This is a genomic window from Eikenella sp. NML99-0057, from assembly GCF_001648535.1.
Taxonomy (GTDB): domain Bacteria; phylum Pseudomonadota; class Gammaproteobacteria; order Burkholderiales; family Neisseriaceae; genus Eikenella; species Eikenella exigua.
The window spans coordinates 259,793-276,082 of the sequence record NZ_LXST01000001.1; the positions used below are offsets into that span (position 1 = coordinate 259,793).

Genomic DNA, 16,290 nt, shown 5'->3' on the forward strand with positions numbered 1-16,290 from the left:
TTTTTTATGTATATCACTATTACCGCAGGACACAGTAACACCGACCCCGGCGCCGTCAACGGCAGCGACCGCGAGGCCGACATCGCCCAAGACATGCGCAACATCGTCGCCTCCATCCTCCGCACCGACTTCGGCTTGGAGGTCAAGACCGATGGCGAGGGCAAGGGCAATCTGCCTTTGCGGGAGGCAGTCAAACTCATTAAAGGCAGCCGCTTGGCCGTCGAGTTCCACACCAATGCGGCACTCAATAAAACCGCGACAGGCATTGAAGCCTTATCCACCCCAAAAAACAAAGCCGCTTGCCAGCGCCTGTGCCGTGCCGTGGAACAGGCCACAGGTTGGAAGCTGCGCGGCGAAGACGGCTACAAACCCGACAATGCCGGCCAACATAGCCGTCTGGCCTACGCCCAAGCCGGCGGCATCATCCTCGAGCCGTTCTTTATCTCTAATGATGGCGACCTTGCTAAATGGAAACAAACCAAATGGAGCATCTGCCGAGCCATCGCTAACGCTATTGCCGAAGAGGTCAAAGCATGAAAGAGAAAAAAGCATTGGTGGCGCTGGCACTGTCTGCCGTGTTGCCGAGCCTGACCCATTCCGCACCCCGGCTGGAATATTCGATCGGTTCAGTCAGCTACCCGCTTAGCGGCCGCCGCAGCGGTGTGGCTGCCGCCAGACGCGCCGCCAAACGGCGTAGAAAGGCTGGAAGATGAATAGCCTTAAAAACTGGCTGGCCGGCGCGTTTACCAACCCGTCCAGCGGCCAAGCCAGCCACACCAAGGTATGGGCCAACGTGGCCTACGCCGTGATGACTTACAAATTTGTCATGACACCCGAACCGGTGGAGTGGATGTGGTGGAGCTACGGCTGCATTGTGGGCGGCTACGCCCTCATCAAGCGCGGCCTATCCATCATCCCGCAGCTGGAACAGATCAAACAACAGGGAGATCAAAATGTGGATGCTACCGACGAATAAATCTTTGCTGTACGCACTCGGCATCGGCCTGACATTGGCCAGCGTATACGGAGCGGGCTACACCCACGCCCGCCGTATCTATCGCGGCGAAATCGCACAGCTGCAGCAGCGTCATACCGAGCAGGCGCTGGCCGCCGAACAAGCCTACAGCGCCAAGCTGGCCGAAGTCAGCGCGGAAAAACAGAAGTGGCACGACTTCGCGCAGCAGCAATCGGCCAAGCTGGCTGAAACCACCCGTCAATTGGACACCCAAACCACACGCATCAAACAGGAGATAGCAAATGCAGTCAAAAACGATCAAAGCAGCGGCCGTTGTTACAGCGGCCTTGGCGCTGGCAGCCTGCAGCTCTACAAACAAGCCCTTGGCTACACCGATTAAGGTGGTGGAGCGCCCGGTGCTGCCGCCCGCCGCTGCCGAACTGTTGGCCGAGCATCCGCGCCCGGCGCCGCCGGTTTCAGGCAGCCCCACCGATTTGCTCAATCACGCCGCCGACTACGGCGCATGGTGCGGAAAAAGAGACACCCAAGTACGCGGGTGGCAGGAATGGTATCGGAGCAAGCAGTAATGGATATTTCAGACAGAGCCACCCAGCAGGAGGAACTGGTGCGTGAGGAGGCACTACGCCAAATCAGGCTACCTGAAAACCCGGCCGCTACCTCGCTCTTGTACTGCGTGGATTGCGGTGCCCGCATCCCCAAACGTCGCCGCCTGGCCGTCCCCGGCTGTACCCGATGCGTGGGCTGCCAGGCATACCAAGAAATCGGATACCCATAATGATGGAAAACAAAACCTTTATCAGCATTGAGTTCTGGCAGCTGGTCGGCTTCCTGCTCTCTTTCCTCGGCGTGTGCTGGGGCTTCGGCAAGATGTTGTTGGCGCAGTTTCAAAACCAGCAGGCCGAGCGGCAGCGGCAGTTTGAGACCATGCAGCAAAAGCTGGAAAGCATGGACAACCAGTTCGCCGAGCAAAAGGCCATCCTGCCGGAAAAGTATGTCCTGCGCGAAGACTACATCCGCAACCAAGCCGTGCTGGAAGCCAAGATGGACAGCATCCAGCACACACTAACCGATCTGTACAAAATAGAAAGCCAAAAGAAATGAACGATAAAGCCCGCAGGGAAGGGATGCGCTGGCATCTGATCAACACCCTGAACAAAGCCCGGCCGTACACCTCCAGCGAAGTGTTTCTGTTGGACGTGATGCGCGGCATTTATCCCGATGCCACCGCATTGGAGCTGCGCCAGCAGCTCGAATACCTGAGCGACCGCCGCCTGATCGATCTGACCAAGCAGCCTGCCGGCATGTGGTTTGCCGACCTGACCCGGCTCGGTGTGGACTTGGCCGAGTACACCATCGACTGCCAGCCCGGCATCGCCCGACCGGACAAATACTGGGAGGGTTGATCATGGCACGCCGCAGCACCATTGCCCTGTTGCCGGACGATGTCCGCCACGAGTTCGAACGCCGGCTGGCGGCCAATGCGTTCGGCAACTATACCGAGCTGACCGAATGGCTGAACGAACAGGGTTACGAAATCAGCCGTGCGGCCGTACACCGCTACGGCCAAAAGGTCGAGCGCCGATTTGCCAGCATCAAGGCCAGCACCGAAGCCGCCCGTCTGATTGCCGAGGGCGCATCCGACGAAGGCGACACCCGTTCCGAAGCCCTGATGGCGATGTTGCAAACTGAGCTGTTCGATGCATTGGTCGCTATTGGCGAGATACCGGATACCGAACTGAATGTGGTTGACCGCTTCGGCATGATGTCGGAGGCAGCCAAAAAGATTTCGGCACTCACTTCGGCCAGCACCCGCCTGAAGCAATGGCAGAGCAACCTGAAAGAGAAGATGGATGCCAAGTTTGCTGCGCTCGAAGCCGAATCGACCAAGCAGGACAGCGGCCTTGACCCGGAAACACTCAAACGCATCAGGCAGGAAGTATACGGGGTGTTTTCATGACACAGCCGGCCTTAACCCTCTATCCCTACCAGCAACGCTGGCTGGCCGACCACAGCCGCTTCAAAGTCGGTATGTTTGCCCGCCAGACGGGCAAAACCTTTACCACCACGCTGGAAATCGTGTTGGACTGCTTAGATGCGGAATCACAAGGCAAACGCACGCGCTGGGTCATCCTGTCACGCGGTGAGCGGCAGGCGAAAGAAGCAATGAACGAAGGCGTGAAACGCCATCTGGAAGCGGCCGGCGTGGCCTGCGAAGTGATGCAGGTACCATTCGACTCCACCACCAATGCCCTAGAAGTGGTGCTGCCCGGCGGCAGCAAGATTACCGCACTGCCCGCCAACCCCGACACCGCCCGCGGCTTTTCGGCCAATGTGTTTCTCGACGAGTTCGCCTTCCACAAAGACAGCCGCGAAATCTGGAAAGCCCTGTTCCCCGTTATCTCCGCCGGCTGGAAGTTGCGCGTGGTGTCCACGCCCAACGGCAAGGGTAACAAATTCTACGAACTGGTTACCGACGAGAAGAACAAAGAGTGGAGCCGCCACATCGTCGATATCCATCAGGCGGTGGCCGACGGCCTACCGCGCGATATCGAACAATTGAAAGCCGGCCTGAACGATGACGATGCCTGGGCGCAGGAGTTTGAGCTGCAATGGCTGGACGAGGCCAGTGCCTGGCTGTCTTATGAATTGATTCACGGGGTGGAAGACGAGCAGGCCGGGTTACCTGAAAACTACACCGGCAATCCTTGTTATGTCGGCGTCGATATCGGCATCCGCAACGACCTATTTGTGATTTGGGTGTTAGAGCAGGTGGGCGACGTGATGTGGACGCGCGAACTGATTACCCGCCGCCGTGCCAGCTTCGCCGAGCAGGACGTCCTGCTGGACGAGGTATTCGAACGCTACCGCGTACTGCGCTGCTGCATGGATAAAACCGGCATGGGCGAAAAGCCGGTGGAAGACGCGCAACGCCGCCATGGAGAGAGCCGGGTAGAAGGCGTGCTGTTCAATACCGCCTCCAAACTGGCGCTGGCCACCATCGGCAAAGAGGCGTTCGAAGATAAGAAAATCCGTATCCCTATCGACCAACACCTGCGCAGCGACCTGCACAAGCTGCAAAAAACCACCTCCGCCACCGGCGCACCGCGTTTTGTGGCCGAATCCGATGCCAACGGCCACGCCGACCGAACTTGGGCGTGCTTTCTTGCCCTCAATGCCGCCGATGGTGAGACCGGCCCGGTACGTGTGGCCAGCCGTAAAATCCGCCGCCGCAGCCCCTTAACCCGAGGATACTGATATGGCCAAACCCCACTTCAAACTCAAAACCGCCAACGGCGCGGTTACCCTCAAACCCGCCGACCTGACCGCCCACCTCGCCGTTGCCCAACGCTTTTGGGGCATCGGCGGTTTCGGCGGCTATCTGCCCAATCCCGACCCCGTGTTGAAAAAACTCGGGCGTGACATCTCTGTTTACCGCGAGCTGCTGTCCGACCCGATTGTCGCCGGCCATGTGCGCCGCCGGAAGTCGGCGGTGGCCGGCATGGAATGGCGCATCGAAGCCAACGGTGCGCCTGACACGGTCTGCGACACCATTGCCGAGCTGTTCTCCGGTTTTGACCTGTACCGCCTGATCAACCAAATCCTAGATGCCACCCTGTACGGCTATCAGCCCTTGGAAATCGTCTGGCAGCGGGGCAGCCTGTGGCTGCCGTCCGAGATTGTGGCCAAGCCGCAAGAGTGGTTTCAGTTCGACCAAGACGGGCAGCTGCGCTTCCGCCTTTCAGGTAGCCTGAACGACGAACCGGTACCGGCCTTCAAATTCCTGTGCCCGACCCACAATGCCAGCTACATCAACCCCTACGGTATCGGCGATTTATCCTGCATCTACTGGCCGACCATCTTCAAACGCGGCGGCCTGAAATTCTGGGCGGAGTTCTCGGAGAAGTTCGGCGCACCGTGGATCATCGGCCGCGAGCCGCGCAGCAATACCGACCAAGACACCGACCGCCTGCTGGATGCGCTGGAACAGTTAATCGGCAACTCGGTGGCCACTATTCCCGATGACAGCAGTGTCGAAATCAAAGAGGCGGCGGGCAAACAGGGCAGTGCCGATGTGTATGACCGCTTTATCCGCTACTGCCGCTCCGAAATTGCCATTGCGCTGCTCGGCCAAGACCAGACCACCGAGAAAGACAGCACCCACGCCAGCGCTACCGCCGGATTGGAGGTAACCAAGGATATTCGGGACAACGACTGCCGCATCGTCGAAGGCTGCCTGAACCAGCTCATCGACTGGATCTGCGGTTTCAACTTCGCTGCCGACACCCCGCGCCCGCAGTTCGTGCTATATACCGAAGAAGCAGGCGACAAGACCTTGGCCGAACGCGACCAAATCCTGACCGGCTGCGGTGTCCGATTATCCGAAAGCTACTGGAAACGCGCCTACAACCTGAGCGACGACGATATTGTTCAGGTAGCCTCTCCGCCAAATGCGACGCCGGCGTCACCTTTGGCCGACTTCGCCGAACACCGGCCGGCTGCCGATGCCGGCTTGGTCATCGATACCCTCGTCCCGCTTTCAGGTAGCCTCAACGCACAGGGGCAGGCATTAACCGATGCGCTAATCGGCAGCCTGAAACAGGGGGCGGCTACGCCCGAAGCGGTACTGGACAGGCTGACCGCCGCTTATCCGAATATGGATGATGCCGCGCTTCAAGAGGAATTGGCACGCTTAATCTTCCTGGCCGAACTGGTCGGCAGGGTGGAAGCTGCTGAGGAGCTGGCCGAATGAACCCCGAAGACATCAAAGCCGTCTTCGGCATGCAGCCCGAAGCCGCCGTAGCCTATCTGCAGCAAAAAGGCATCAACGTATCGTGGGACTGGCAGGACATGCTGGACGATGCGCATGCCACCGCCTTCACCGTGGCCAAAACCGCCGGCATGGATGTGGTCGGCGATATCTATGCCGCCGTGGTCAAAGCCGCCGAAAGCGGGCAGACCTTGGAACAGTTCAGCGAGCAGCTGACACCGGTATTGCAGGCCAAAGGCTGGTGGGGCAGGCAGGACGTGCCGCACCCGGACACCGGCGAAATCCAAACCGTGCGCCTAGGCAGCCCGCACCGCCTGAAAACCATCTACCTGACCAATATGCAGTCGGCCTATATGGCCGGGCGTTATGCCGAGATGATGGATGCGATAGATACCCACCCTTACTGGGAATACGTGGCAGTCAACGACGAGCGCACCCGCGAGACCCACCGCCTGCTGCACGGCAGCGTTTATGCCGCCGACGACCCGGTGTGGGACAGCCTGTATCCGCCCTTGGACTACCGCTGCCGCTGCCGGGTTCGACCCTTATCACGCAGCCGTGGGGCAGACCGGGTAAAACCCAGCCCGCAGCTGGAAACCCAAACCGTGGACATTGGTGTCAACCAATATACCGGCGAAGAACGCCATGCCCGGCGCACCGGCATCCGCATTAACGGCAAATTCGTCGCCCCCAATGCCGGCTTCAATGCCAACCAAGGCAAAGCCATGCTCTCGCGCATGGCTTCGGTGGCGGTGGATAAGGCGCAGGCCGCCCATCCTGATATTGCCCGTGTGGCGCTGCGGCAGATGATGGGCAACGAGCGTTTCAAATCCTCGCTCAATGCCGCCCAATTGGCTTGGGTGCTGCAATTATTGAGGGGGTGATGGCTATGGTGTATCTAGACTGGAATCCCGATGACGAGCATAGCGGCGATGTACAAGTCGACCGTGCATACGATTTGAGTTCCATTTTATTGAGCTATAACGGCCTGACCGTCCGTTTGGACGGACATCAGGCATTCGTCATCATGCAGGGGCTGGCCGAGGTGTTGAACTACGAACTGCTGGAACGCGCACCCGGGGAGGAAGACGATGCTTGAAATCAGCCTGGACGACAGCGACCTGCAACGCGGCCTTGGGCAGTTATTGCACAACGCCCGCCACCCGCGCCCGATGATGCGGGTCATTGCCGCCGAACTGCTCAGCATCACCGAAGACAACTTCGAATCCGAAAGCTGGGGCGGGAAAAAATGGCCGGCCAATGCGCGCGGCGGCAAAATCCTGCAACAGAGCGGGCAGCTGGCCGCCAGCATCCACACTGCCTCCGGCAGCAACTTCGCCCGCATCGGCACCAACAAACCCTACGCCGCCATCCACCAGTTCGGCGGCACAGTCAAAGCCAAAAACAAACCCTATCTGGTATTCAAAGTCGGTGACGGCTTCCGCAGGGTCAAACAAGTCAAAATCCCAGCACGCCCCTACCTGCCGATGAGCAAAGGCGGTACACTTCAGGCTGGCGCCGAATCTCGTCTGCTGGATGTCGCCCTCGATGCTTTAGCACGGGGTGTCCGAAAATAAAAAGCGGGCAAATCCGCCCGCTCCGTTTTGTTGCACCCAGTGCAACGTTGTTACAAATTTCCCATCCCCCTTCATCCATCCTCATCCAACTTAATCCCATTTATCTCACAGACCCCTTATATTTATCTCACTGGGTTTCACTTTGCAGCACGATTTCCTTTCCATTGATAACAAAGGAAGTAACCGGCGACACCACGGCTGCCGTGCCGGTGAGAGTGGCTTCTGCTCTGTTTTCTGCCGCTGCTTGCAATTCGGCCACGGTGAAATTGCACTCACTCACTTTGTTGCCCAAATCGGCGGCTACATGCAATACGGAATCGCGGGTTATACCGTGCAGGAATTCTTCGGTGGGTGGGTGCTTGGTGATGATTTCGTTGCCATTAATCAACGCAAAGTTGGACGCGCCGGTTTCCTGCACGTCGCCGTTCGGGCAGAACAACGCTTGGTTGGCGCCGTATTGCTCTCGGGCGCGCACCACGTTTTGCAGTGCGGAGGTATAGTTGCTACCGCATTTCACCCGGCCCCTGTGCGGTGCACAGCGGATGTGTTCGGTTTCCACCAACAGCTTCATCGGCGAACCCACTTTGAAATAGTCGCCCACCGGCGAAGCCAAGATATACAGCATGGCCGAAGACGAGCCCACGCCGGCCTTGCCGATTGCCGGGTCGGTGCCGATAAGCGTGGGCGCAGATACATGGCGGCGGGCGCATCCGGCACAGGCAGTTCCAACAGTTTCGTACTCTGCTGCATACAGGCGATATTCACCTCCAGATGGAAGATAACGATACAGCCATTTTACTGGTGGAAGGCCTTCAGCCCTTCAAAGCACTCACTGCCGTAATGCAGGCTGCTTGGCTGATGGCAGGGAGAGCGAATCGGAAGACTGCCGGCGCATCGGCTGCCATGCGCCATTGGAAAAAACCAACACCGGCTCTCGCGGTGGAAAACGCTGCCGAAAACGGCAGGAACTGCTTTTTCCATGATATTTCTTTGTGATTTGTGCTAAGGCGCCAAAGATATTCTTGAAGCAAAGCGTTTGACAAGCCTTTTGTGCCAAAAATTGCATCCAAGAAGACTACCTGAACAACGGTTTCTGCGAAAAGCAAACCCGCCATCAAGGCGTTTACGCCCCGCAGACGGGTTTTCAGGTAGCCTGCTTGTCGGATTGGGGCGCAGGTTTGGAATTAAATAGCAAATTGCGTTAAGCGGGGTGTGTTGTTCCGATGAGTGTTGGGGAGAAGGTTTTGTAGGGTGCACACACTCAATGGAAAGCAGCGCCAGAAGCTTCGGTATTCACCGCATTGCCCTAATGCAAAAGGCTACCTGAAAATCGGAATACACCGTTTCAGGTAGCCTTTTGGTATTGGACTGGCGCTTACAGGGAGGAGAAGGTGTCGCATTGCGCCGGGTCGCCGCTTTGCAGGCCGCGGCGGAACCATTGCAGGCGTTGGGCGGAGGTGCCGTGGGTGAAGCTGTCGGGCACGGCGTAGCCGCGGCTGCGTTGTTGCAGGCGGTCGTCGCCCACGGCTTCGGCGGCGTTGAAGGCTTCTTCCAAGTCGCCCTGCTCAAACAGCTGGCGTGCTTGCGCGCGGTTGGCCCACACGCCGGCCAGGCAGTCGGCCTGCAGCTCCACCATCACGGAGAGGTGGTTGGCATCGCGCTCGCTCATGCGGGCGCGGGCACGGTTTACGCGCTCCATGGTGCCGTCGAGGTTTTGCACATGGTGACCGACTTCGTGGGCAATCACATAGGCAAAGGCTGCATCTCCCGCTGCGCCGAGCTGGTTTTTCATGTCGTCGTAGAACGAGAGGTCGAGGTAAACCTTTTGGTCGGCCGGGCAGTAGAACGGGCCCATCGCGGATTGGCCGGTGCCGCAGGCGGTGGGGGTGCTGCCGCGGTAGAGCACCATTTTCGGCTGCACATATTGCCGGCCTTGGCTACGGAAATATTCGCCCCAGGCGTCTTCGGTGGTGGCGAGAATTTGCGAGGAGAACTGCGCCAGCTGCTCTTCTTCGGGGCTGATGGTGCGTTGCTGCTGTTGTTGCATCTGCGGCATCTGCATGCCGCCGCCGGTAAGGCCGCTCAAATCCACGCCGTAATAGGCGCCGATGAGCACGATAATCAGGCCGGCAAGGCCCATTTTGCCGCCGCCTCCGCCACCTCTGCCGCCGCCAAGGCTGCGACGGTCTTCGATGTTGCTGCTGCTGCGTTGATTGTCGAGTTTCATATTGGAATTCCTTGGGTTGGTGTGGTTTAGGGCAATTATATAACAGGCTACCTGAAAAGCATGCGGAGATTAGAAACTTGCTTCGCTGGTTTTAGCTTCGTTGAAGCCGGTGCTTTCAGGTAGCCTTGGCGTGTGCGGCGTGGATTTATTCGATGGCGTATTCGATGGTTACGACTAAACGCACTTGTTTGCCGACGGTGGTTTTATCGTAGCTGCCGCCATATTCGTCGTCGCCGCTGCTGCCACTGTCAGCATAGATATTGAACGAGCCTTGCGAAGCGGAGCGCATGGCGCCGACTTTGCCGCCGCCGGTGGAGGCGAATTCGGCAGCGCGGCGGCGGGCGTCTTCGGTGGCCTGCTTAATCAGGCTGTGTTTGATGGTTTCGAGGTTGCCGAGCAGGTATTGCGGGGCCTCGAAATCAATGGCGTCGTTGCCGGCGCGCAGGGCGAGGATGTTTTGGTAGGCGCTTTGGATGCGGTCGAGTTTGCTGCTGGCCACGGTGAGCTGCTGCTTGCCGTTGTAGCCGTTGGGGGTGCGGATTTCGTTGCCGTGGGCATCGTGTTCCACCAAGAAGGCGGGGCTGATTTCGGGAGCAGCGGTTTGGATCTCGGCTGCATCAAAGCCTTGGCTGCGCAGGAATTGTTCGAGTTTGGGGCGTTGCTGGTTCAGACGGTCGAGCACTTCCTGATAGCTGGCGCCGTGTACACTCACGGCGGTGTTCCAGCGGGCGCGCTCGGACTGGAAGTTTTGTTCGGCCAGGCCTTTTACGGTGATCGTGCCGGGCTGGCGGAAATTTTTAAACTGGCCGCCCAACACGAAGGCTGCGGCCACGAGGCCGATGGCGAGTAGGGCACCGAGGGCTTTAACACTGCCGGAGAGGGCTTTTTCTGTGGACATAATGCTTTCCTTTGCGCTTGGTGGAAGAGAGTCGGCGGAGGCTACCTGAAAAGGTATAGACGGATTTTCAGGTAGCCTTTGATGCTATTCCTGCCAGCCGCGTTTGAGTTTGTCCAGCTCCCGGCGGTCGCGTTTGGTGGGGCGGCCGTCGGGGTAGGCGGCGCTGATGCGGCTGGCCTGGTCGAGCGCTTTTTGCGCTTCGCGTTTGGCGGCGGTGGCGCTGTCTTCGGCGTAGAGGGAGCGTGCTTCGGGGGCGGGGCGGCGCTGGTGGTTGAGCGCGAGCACGGTGATTTTGTAGGGCAGGGAGTTGAGCGTGAGGTTGATGGTGTCGCCTGGCTCGATGTTTTTGCTGTTTTTCACTTTCGCACCGTTCACCAGCACGCGCCCGAGCTCGATGTGTTTCTGCGCCATGCCGCGCGTTTTGAAGAAACGTGCTGCCCACAGCCATTTGTCGAGCCGCATGTGGTGTTCGTCGTGTGAATTTTTGCCTGCCATAGTTGCCTCCGTGTTCAAGCGACTATTTTATACCAAAGGCCGGGAATGCGGCTAACGGCTGGCGGTTGGATTTGTATGTGGTATGTATGCAAATGTATTCGTAATATTTTTATATTTATTATCATTGTGTTGGTTTATTGTTATTGAGAGATGGTACAAAAAATATTGCGTAGAGAAATCATTTTAGATATATTTGAATACAAATGAATACAAAAAGAGAGGTGATTGCATATGGCTGCTGCCAACCGAATTCCGATTAGCGTGCGAATATCGCAGGAAGACGCAGATTTTATTGCTGAATTAAAAATAGAAGGCGCGAATACGCCTTCAGAGAAAATTCGTGAGCTGCTTACACAGGCGCGGCTTGCCCACAGCCAAACCCACGATTACGGCACCGCACTGGCTGCACAGGAGCAGTTTTTTCAGGTAGCCCGGCGCGACGTGCTGCACGCCGAGAAAGAACGGGGCATCCATTCGCACATTGTGGCGCGGCTGTTCGAGCAGCTGCCCGACCTGGCCGCCACGCTGGCCACCGACCTGCCGGAAAACGCGCAGGAAGCCGATTTGAAGCAATACGAGCGCGAGCTGATGTGGCGCATCGTCCGCCTCACCGACAGCATCCTGCAGCTGGCCGTTACCGGCAAAGGCGCAGCCTACGACGATACCGTGCTGCAACAGCTTGAAAATACTTTGAAATTAGCGAAGATTGTGCAGCAGGCGGGCGAAGTTTGATATCTGCCCCGCACCAATTTGAATCAAACACATTTTATGGAAAGGAAATCAAAAATGAGCGAAACCCTATCCCGCAGAGTGGGTCGTCTGGTAAGCGGTGGTTTTCATGCCCTGATTGATGCGGCGGAAAACCTTGCGCCCGAGGCGGTGATGAACGAGAGCATCCGCGAAATCGAGCGCGCGGTGGACGAAGTGCGTGCCGAGCTAGGCAAAGTGCTGGCGCAGAAGCATCTTGCTGCCAAGAAAATGGCCGACGAGAGCAACCGCCACGAAACCATCGACGCCAACCTGCAAGCCGCCGTGGCGGCCGGGCGCGACGACTTGGCCGAAGCGGGCATTGCCGAGCAGATGGACATCGAAGCGCGCCTGCCCGTGTTGGAAAACACCATTGCCGATTGCGCCGCGCAGGAAAAAGAACTGGAAGGCTTTATCGCCGCCCTGCAGGCAAAAAAACGCGAGATGCAGCAGCAGTTGCAAGACTGGCGCGCCGCACAGCAAGGCGCGGGTGCAGGCAAAGCGGCAGGTGGCAGCGACATGAACCGCATCGCCCGTGATGCCGAAAAAAGCGGCAGTGCCTTCGACCGCGTGATGGGCAGGCAAAACGCCATCCACAGCAGCATCGATGCGGCGCAGTTGGCCAAACTGAAAGAACTGGAAGATTTGAGCCGCAACAACCGCATTGCTGAAAGGCTGGCTGCGTTGAAAGCCAACAGCAAGGAATAAGCATACATTTCAGGTAGCCTTTCCACGCTTTGATAAGGCTACCTGAAAGAGAAGGTTTCCTGCTAGGCAGGCTGTTTGAAAAACACCGCTTATTCCCACCCATGGAGAGCCCATGATATACGCCATCGCCGCCGCGCTCGTTACCGCCGCGCTGCTTTACACCCTGCTGTTTGAAGACTGGGAAGAATTTGCCGAATACGTGAAATTCTATTTAACCCCCGACATCATCAGCCTGTTTCGGGGCAAGTTTTGGGAAGACAATTGGGCGGAAACCAAACTCGCGCTGTGGCTGGGTATCAGCGCCCTGGTCGGCATGCTGGTTTACGCTAACTTCAGTTAACGAACAGAGGGTTCTACCTAATTTTCAGGTAGCCTCTCCGTTTCAAAATTAGGTTGCCAAAATATAAAGGAAACAAGATGAAACAAGCAAATGAGCAGTTGGATACTCCAGCCAAACTCAAATACATCGGCATCCTAGCCGCCGCCTGGCTGCTGATTCCCGCGCTGTGGACGGCCATAGCCAACGCCGGCGGCACCATGTCTTACGGCATCGCGCGTGTAGCTATGTTCACCATCTTCTGGACGATTCTCGCCGCCGTGTATTCGCTGGTATCGTTTGTGCAAACCCTGTTCGGTAAGCCCAGTCCTTCGTGGCCGAAAATCCTGCTGCCCGCGCTCGGCCTGTGGCTGTTCCTTTGCGCTTATGCCTATCTTTGAGCTACGCATTGGTTTTGCAGAAACCCGCTTCGTTCGTTTTCAGGTAGCCTTTCTCAGGCCGTAAAGGCTACCTGAAAAAATAAAACTTCAATAATCAACAGTATCGGAAATGAAAACATGAGAAACAACAGGCGTGTGACAGAAGAGAAAAGCGTCGGCACCGTGCCGGTGGTGTTGGGCGTGTTGGTGCTCGGCGCGGTGTTGTGGGCGGCGGCCGGGAATGCCGGTATGCCTGTGCCGGGCTGGCGGAGCGAAGTGGGTAAACCTTCACCCATGCTGCTTTTGAAAGCTCGTATGGGCAGCGTGGATGCGCAATACGAAGCCGGCCGCCTCTATATGCGCGGCAACCGTTGGAAAGAAGCCGTGCCGTGGTATGAAAAAGCCGCTGCGCAAGGTCATGCCAAAGCGCAAAACAACCTCGGCGTGGCCTATTCCGAGGGGCGCGGCGTGGCGGTGGATAAAGAGAAGGCCTGTCGGCTGTTCGAGCAGGCGCACAAACAACTCAATAGCCGCGACAGCTTGGAAAACGTGGCGCTTTGCAACGATCAAACCGGCAAAACGCAAAATGCTTTCGAGAGCTACCTTTCCGCCGCCGAGCAGGGCAGCCCCAGCGCCATGCGGCTGGTGGGGCAGATGTACGATTCCGGTGAAGGCACGGCGCAGAGCTACGAATGGGCGGTGTATTGGTATCGCCAGGCCGTGCTGAAGAATGATGCGCAGGCTATGTATCTGCTGGCCTCCAAATACGCACAATACCAAGGCGTGCCCAAGCACGAGCCCTACAATGCCTTTAGTGCCTATCTGCTGCTCCAAAGCACTCGGGTGTACCAAACGCCGGAAGATGCCCAAGCTTTGGTCGGGCTGGGTATAGACGAAAAAATCCGCACCTTCGAGCGGGCAATGCCTGCCGATCTGCGTGCCAAGGTTGCTCATGTGGACGTGCTCATCCGCCGCGAAGGTACAAAAAGCGTGCTGGACAGTATAGACAACCTCATCCCCTACCAAGCACCACAAACCCAGCCTTAAATGAAAAGGCTACCTGAAAACTTTTGTTAAGTGAAAACCTATATTTTCAGGTAGCCTACTGCCCACAAACAGCTAAGGAGAAACCCATGCCCATCAACGAATTCAACCAACCTGTCGGCGAAAGCTTGCCCGGTTACACGCTCGGCGATCGACCTGTAGCCACGCTGCTCTCCGGCCGCTACTGCCGTTTGGAAAAACTTTCCGCCGCGCGGCACGGCGCGGATCTGTATGCCGTGTACGGCCCGGCTTCGCCGCCGCAAAATTGGACCTATCTTTCGCTCAACCCCGTGGCGAGCGTTGCCGAGCTGGACGCGCTGCTGCAACGGCTGGAGCAGTCGGCCGACCCATATTACTTCGCCATCGTCGATCAGGCCGACGGCCGGGCGGTCGGCACCATGGCGCTGCAACGCGCGGATACCGCCAACCGCGTAATCGAGGTGGGCTGGGTGATTTATTCCGAACGGCTCAAACGCAGCCGCATCGCCACCGAAGCGCAGTTTTTGCTGGCGCAATATGTGTTTGAAACCCTGCGCTACCGTCGCTATGAATGGAAGTGCGATGCGCTGAACCAGGCCTCACGCCGCACCGCCGAGCGATTGGGCTTCCGTTTCGAAGGCATTTTCCGGCAGGCGGTGGTGTATAAAGGCCGCAACCGTGATACTGCCTGGTTTGCCATGTTGGATACGGAATGGCCGCAGATTAAGCGGCGGATGCAGTGTTGGCTGGCCGAAGAGAATTTTGACGAACAGGGGCGGCAGCGCGTGCCATTGCAAGAGATTAAATGAAATAGAAATATGGTTTCAGGTAGCCTCTTTCCTCCACCTTAAGGCTACCTGAAAGCGAAACCCGATTAACCGACAACCCGTGAAAGACCCCGCCATGTGGAATTTAATCAACGCCCCCGAAACCGAAATTTTCGGCATCGCCATCGCCCTGATGTTGATGCTCGGCCTGCTCGAGTTGCTCTCGCTCTTGGCCGGCGGCTTCACCGACTGGCTCGATAACCTGTTGCCCGACAGCCTGGTGGAAGCGGATTTGGATGGCGATTTGCACGGCGGCATCGAAGGGGCGGGCGCATTGGTGCGCTTTTTGGATTGGCTGTATGTGGGGCGTGTGCCGCTGATGATGCTGCTGGTGGTGTTTCTCGCCGTGTTCGGGCTCGCGGGCTATGTGCTGCAATCCGTGTGTGCCGGGCTGTTTGGCAGCTACCTGAACGCTTGGCCGGCTGCGGCTGCGGCGCTGTTTCTCGCGCTGCCCCTGGTGCGCCTCACGGCGGGCGGGCTCTACAAAATCATGCCCAAAGACGAAACCACCGCCGTTTCGCAAGAAAGCCTGATCGGGCGCGTGGGTACGGTGGTGCTGGGTGAGGCGCGGCAGGGCAGCCCGGTGCAGGTGCGGGTGAAAGACAGCTACGGGCAGCAGCATTATGTGATGGCCGAGCCCGACGGCGAAGGTGTGCTGAAACAGGGCGAGGCGGTGCTTTTGGTGTCGCTGGAGGGGAACACGTTTAAGGCGATTTTGAATCCAAGCGGGAGTTTGGTGGATTGAGGCTACCTGAAAGCGGAGCGTCAACGGAGTTAAAGCGGCAAGCTAACTAGGAGAGACAACATGGCTCATACCATGCCAGATTTACCACCCAGAGCCGAGCCTTCCAGCCGGTATGATACGGAGCTGGTGTTCCGGCAGTTGGGGTTGCTGACGGCGGCATCGTTGGGGTGGCTGCTGATTGCCCTCTCTTGTCTGATGGGGTCGGCGAATAGCGCGCTGCAGCTGCAGCAGATCAGCGGTTTGCTGCTGAGCGGTTTTTTCTTGAGTCGGTTTTGGCAGCGGATGCGCAAAATCCGTTACCGCGCGGCGGAGGATTGCCTGCTGGTATATGCCGCGTCGCTGCGCGGCTGGCAGTTGGCAGCTCGTTATCCGTTGGACGGATTTATCGGGCTGTATCGCGGCGGCAAGGGCTCGATTGCCGAAGTGTGGTTGGTGGGCAAAAACGGCGGGCAGGATGTGCTGCTGGACAGGATATTTTTAGGCACGGGCGCACTGCAAAAACGCTTTGCGGCCGGTTTGACAGATTTGAGCCAAGCCACAGGGCTGCCTGTGCTGGAATCCGGTGAGGCTACCTGAAAATAGCAGCAGAATTTCTGCAGTATC

Annotated in this window: 25 protein-coding genes and 1 pseudogene; 22 read left to right on the forward strand and 4 right to left on the reverse strand. The window is 57.9% G+C overall.

What is annotated here, in order from left to right; genetic code table 11:
• Positions 1–6 precede the first annotated feature (6 nt).
• The 14 genes from A7Q03_RS01275 to A7Q03_RS01340 are packed head-to-tail and all read left to right on the forward strand — an operon-like array spanning position 7 to position 7,321.
• Positions 7–537 carry an N-acetylmuramoyl-L-alanine amidase gene (locus tag A7Q03_RS01275; RefSeq protein ID WP_067446656.1) on the forward strand — a complete coding sequence of 177 codons (531 nt, stop codon included), beginning with the start codon at positions 7–9 and terminating at the stop codon, positions 535–537.
• Positions 534–713 (forward strand): hypothetical protein, encoded by a 180-nt coding sequence (locus tag A7Q03_RS01280; RefSeq protein ID WP_067446658.1) that lies wholly within the window; start codon positions 534–536, stop codon positions 711–713. Before A7Q03_RS01275 ends, A7Q03_RS01280 begins: the two co-directional genes overlap by 4 nt.
• Entirely contained in the window at positions 710–976 is a 267-nt protein-coding gene (locus A7Q03_RS01285; RefSeq protein ID WP_067446660.1) for a hypothetical protein, read from the forward strand. Before A7Q03_RS01280 ends, A7Q03_RS01285 begins: the two co-directional genes overlap by 4 nt.
• Positions 954–1,355, forward strand: a complete 402-nt coding sequence (locus A7Q03_RS01290; RefSeq protein WP_067446662.1) for a hypothetical protein — start codon at positions 954–956, stop codon at positions 1,353–1,355. Before A7Q03_RS01285 ends, A7Q03_RS01290 begins: the two co-directional genes overlap by 23 nt.
• The gene (locus A7Q03_RS01295; RefSeq protein WP_064087582.1) at positions 1,339–1,542 is read left to right on the forward strand and encodes a hypothetical protein; all 204 of its coding nucleotides are present in this window, start codon (positions 1,339–1,341) and stop codon (positions 1,540–1,542) included. Before A7Q03_RS01290 ends, A7Q03_RS01295 begins: the two co-directional genes overlap by 17 nt.
• Positions 1,542–1,751: a TraR/DksA C4-type zinc finger protein gene (locus A7Q03_RS01300; RefSeq protein WP_231881751.1), complete on the forward strand. Its 210-nt coding sequence runs from the start codon at positions 1,542–1,544 to the stop codon at positions 1,749–1,751. Before A7Q03_RS01295 ends, A7Q03_RS01300 begins: the two co-directional genes overlap by 1 nt.
• Before the next feature lie 2 nt (positions 1,752–1,753).
• Positions 1,754–2,077: a hypothetical protein gene (locus A7Q03_RS01305; protein WP_064104242.1), complete on the forward strand. Its 324-nt coding sequence runs from the start codon at positions 1,754–1,756 to the stop codon at positions 2,075–2,077.
• The gene (locus A7Q03_RS01310; protein ID WP_009425424.1) at positions 2,074–2,379 is read left to right on the forward strand and encodes a hypothetical protein; all 306 of its coding nucleotides are present in this window, start codon (positions 2,074–2,076) and stop codon (positions 2,377–2,379) included. Before A7Q03_RS01305 ends, A7Q03_RS01310 begins: the two co-directional genes overlap by 4 nt.
• 2 nt (positions 2,380–2,381) lie before the next feature.
• A complete protein-coding gene (locus A7Q03_RS01315; protein WP_067446666.1) occupies positions 2,382–2,933 on the forward strand; it encodes a DUF3486 family protein in 552 nt (183 codons plus the stop codon).
• Complete coding sequence (locus A7Q03_RS01320) at positions 2,930–4,231, forward strand: terminase large subunit domain-containing protein (RefSeq protein ID WP_067446668.1); 1,302 nt, start codon at positions 2,930–2,932, stop codon at positions 4,229–4,231. The genes A7Q03_RS01315 and A7Q03_RS01320 overlap by 4 nt, the downstream gene beginning before the upstream one ends.
• Position 4,232: 1 nt before the next feature.
• Positions 4,233–5,726: a DUF935 domain-containing protein gene (locus tag A7Q03_RS01325; RefSeq protein ID WP_067446670.1), complete on the forward strand. Its 1,494-nt coding sequence runs from the start codon at positions 4,233–4,235 to the stop codon at positions 5,724–5,726.
• Entirely contained in the window at positions 5,723–6,628 is a 906-nt protein-coding gene (locus A7Q03_RS01330; protein WP_067446672.1) for a phage minor head protein, read from the forward strand. The genes A7Q03_RS01325 and A7Q03_RS01330 overlap by 4 nt, the downstream gene beginning before the upstream one ends.
• Before the next feature lie 5 nt (positions 6,629–6,633).
• Entirely contained in the window at positions 6,634–6,843 is a 210-nt protein-coding gene (locus tag A7Q03_RS01335) for a hypothetical protein (RefSeq protein ID WP_151085987.1), read from the forward strand.
• On the forward strand, positions 6,836–7,321 hold the full coding sequence (locus A7Q03_RS01340; protein WP_067446674.1) for a phage virion morphogenesis protein: 486 nt from the start codon (positions 6,836–6,838) through the stop codon (positions 7,319–7,321). Before A7Q03_RS01335 ends, A7Q03_RS01340 begins: the two co-directional genes overlap by 8 nt.
• Before the next feature lie 136 nt (positions 7,322–7,457).
• Here A7Q03_RS01340 and A7Q03_RS01345 read toward each other — a convergent pair.
• The 4 genes and pseudogenes from A7Q03_RS01345 to A7Q03_RS01360 all read right to left on the reverse strand — a co-directional run.
• Positions 7,458–8,302, reverse strand: a pseudogene (locus A7Q03_RS01345) (aminotransferase class IV); the annotation flags it as partial.
• 394 nt (positions 8,303–8,696) lie between these two features.
• The gene (locus A7Q03_RS01350; RefSeq protein ID WP_067446676.1) at positions 8,697–9,548 is read right to left on the reverse strand and encodes a neutral zinc metallopeptidase; all 852 of its coding nucleotides are present in this window, start codon (positions 9,546–9,548) and stop codon (positions 8,697–8,699) included.
• A gap of 145 nt (positions 9,549–9,693) precedes the next feature.
• Positions 9,694–10,446, reverse strand: coding sequence for an SIMPL domain-containing protein (locus tag A7Q03_RS01355; protein WP_067446678.1), 753 nt, complete (start codon positions 10,444–10,446; stop codon positions 9,694–9,696).
• An 84-nt stretch (positions 10,447–10,530) separates the two neighbouring features.
• Entirely contained in the window at positions 10,531–10,941 is a 411-nt protein-coding gene (locus tag A7Q03_RS01360) for an RNA-binding S4 domain-containing protein (RefSeq protein ID WP_193563033.1), read from the reverse strand.
• Positions 10,942–11,172: 231 nt separating this feature from the next.
• Between A7Q03_RS01360 and A7Q03_RS01365 the strand changes: the two genes are divergently transcribed.
• From A7Q03_RS01365 to A7Q03_RS10040, 8 genes are all read left to right on the forward strand, one after another.
• The gene (locus tag A7Q03_RS01365; RefSeq protein WP_067446681.1) at positions 11,173–11,673 is read left to right on the forward strand and encodes a hypothetical protein; all 501 of its coding nucleotides are present in this window, start codon (positions 11,173–11,175) and stop codon (positions 11,671–11,673) included.
• Between the two features lie 54 nt (positions 11,674–11,727).
• The gene (locus tag A7Q03_RS01370; RefSeq protein ID WP_067446683.1) at positions 11,728–12,396 is read left to right on the forward strand and encodes a PspA/IM30 family protein; all 669 of its coding nucleotides are present in this window, start codon (positions 11,728–11,730) and stop codon (positions 12,394–12,396) included.
• Positions 12,397–12,508: 112 nt separating this feature from the next.
• Entirely contained in the window at positions 12,509–12,736 is a 228-nt protein-coding gene (locus A7Q03_RS01375; protein WP_067446685.1) for a hypothetical protein, read from the forward strand.
• A 77-nt stretch (positions 12,737–12,813) separates the two neighbouring features.
• Positions 12,814–13,113, forward strand: coding sequence for a hypothetical protein (locus tag A7Q03_RS01380; RefSeq protein ID WP_067446687.1), 300 nt, complete (start codon positions 12,814–12,816; stop codon positions 13,111–13,113).
• A 117-nt stretch (positions 13,114–13,230) separates the two neighbouring features.
• A complete protein-coding gene (locus A7Q03_RS01385; RefSeq protein ID WP_067446689.1) occupies positions 13,231–14,139 on the forward strand; it encodes a tetratricopeptide repeat protein in 909 nt (302 codons plus the stop codon).
• A gap of 86 nt (positions 14,140–14,225) precedes the next feature.
• On the forward strand, positions 14,226–14,924 hold the full coding sequence (locus tag A7Q03_RS01390) for a GNAT family N-acetyltransferase (protein WP_067446691.1): 699 nt from the start codon (positions 14,226–14,228) through the stop codon (positions 14,922–14,924).
• A gap of 94 nt (positions 14,925–15,018) precedes the next feature.
• Positions 15,019–15,687, forward strand: a complete 669-nt coding sequence (locus A7Q03_RS01395; protein WP_067447344.1) for an OB-fold-containig protein — start codon at positions 15,019–15,021, stop codon at positions 15,685–15,687.
• 60 nt (positions 15,688–15,747) lie between these two features.
• A complete protein-coding gene (locus tag A7Q03_RS10040) occupies positions 15,748–16,263 on the forward strand; it encodes a hypothetical protein (protein WP_156502922.1) in 516 nt (171 codons plus the stop codon).
• Positions 16,264–16,290 lie beyond the last annotated feature (27 nt).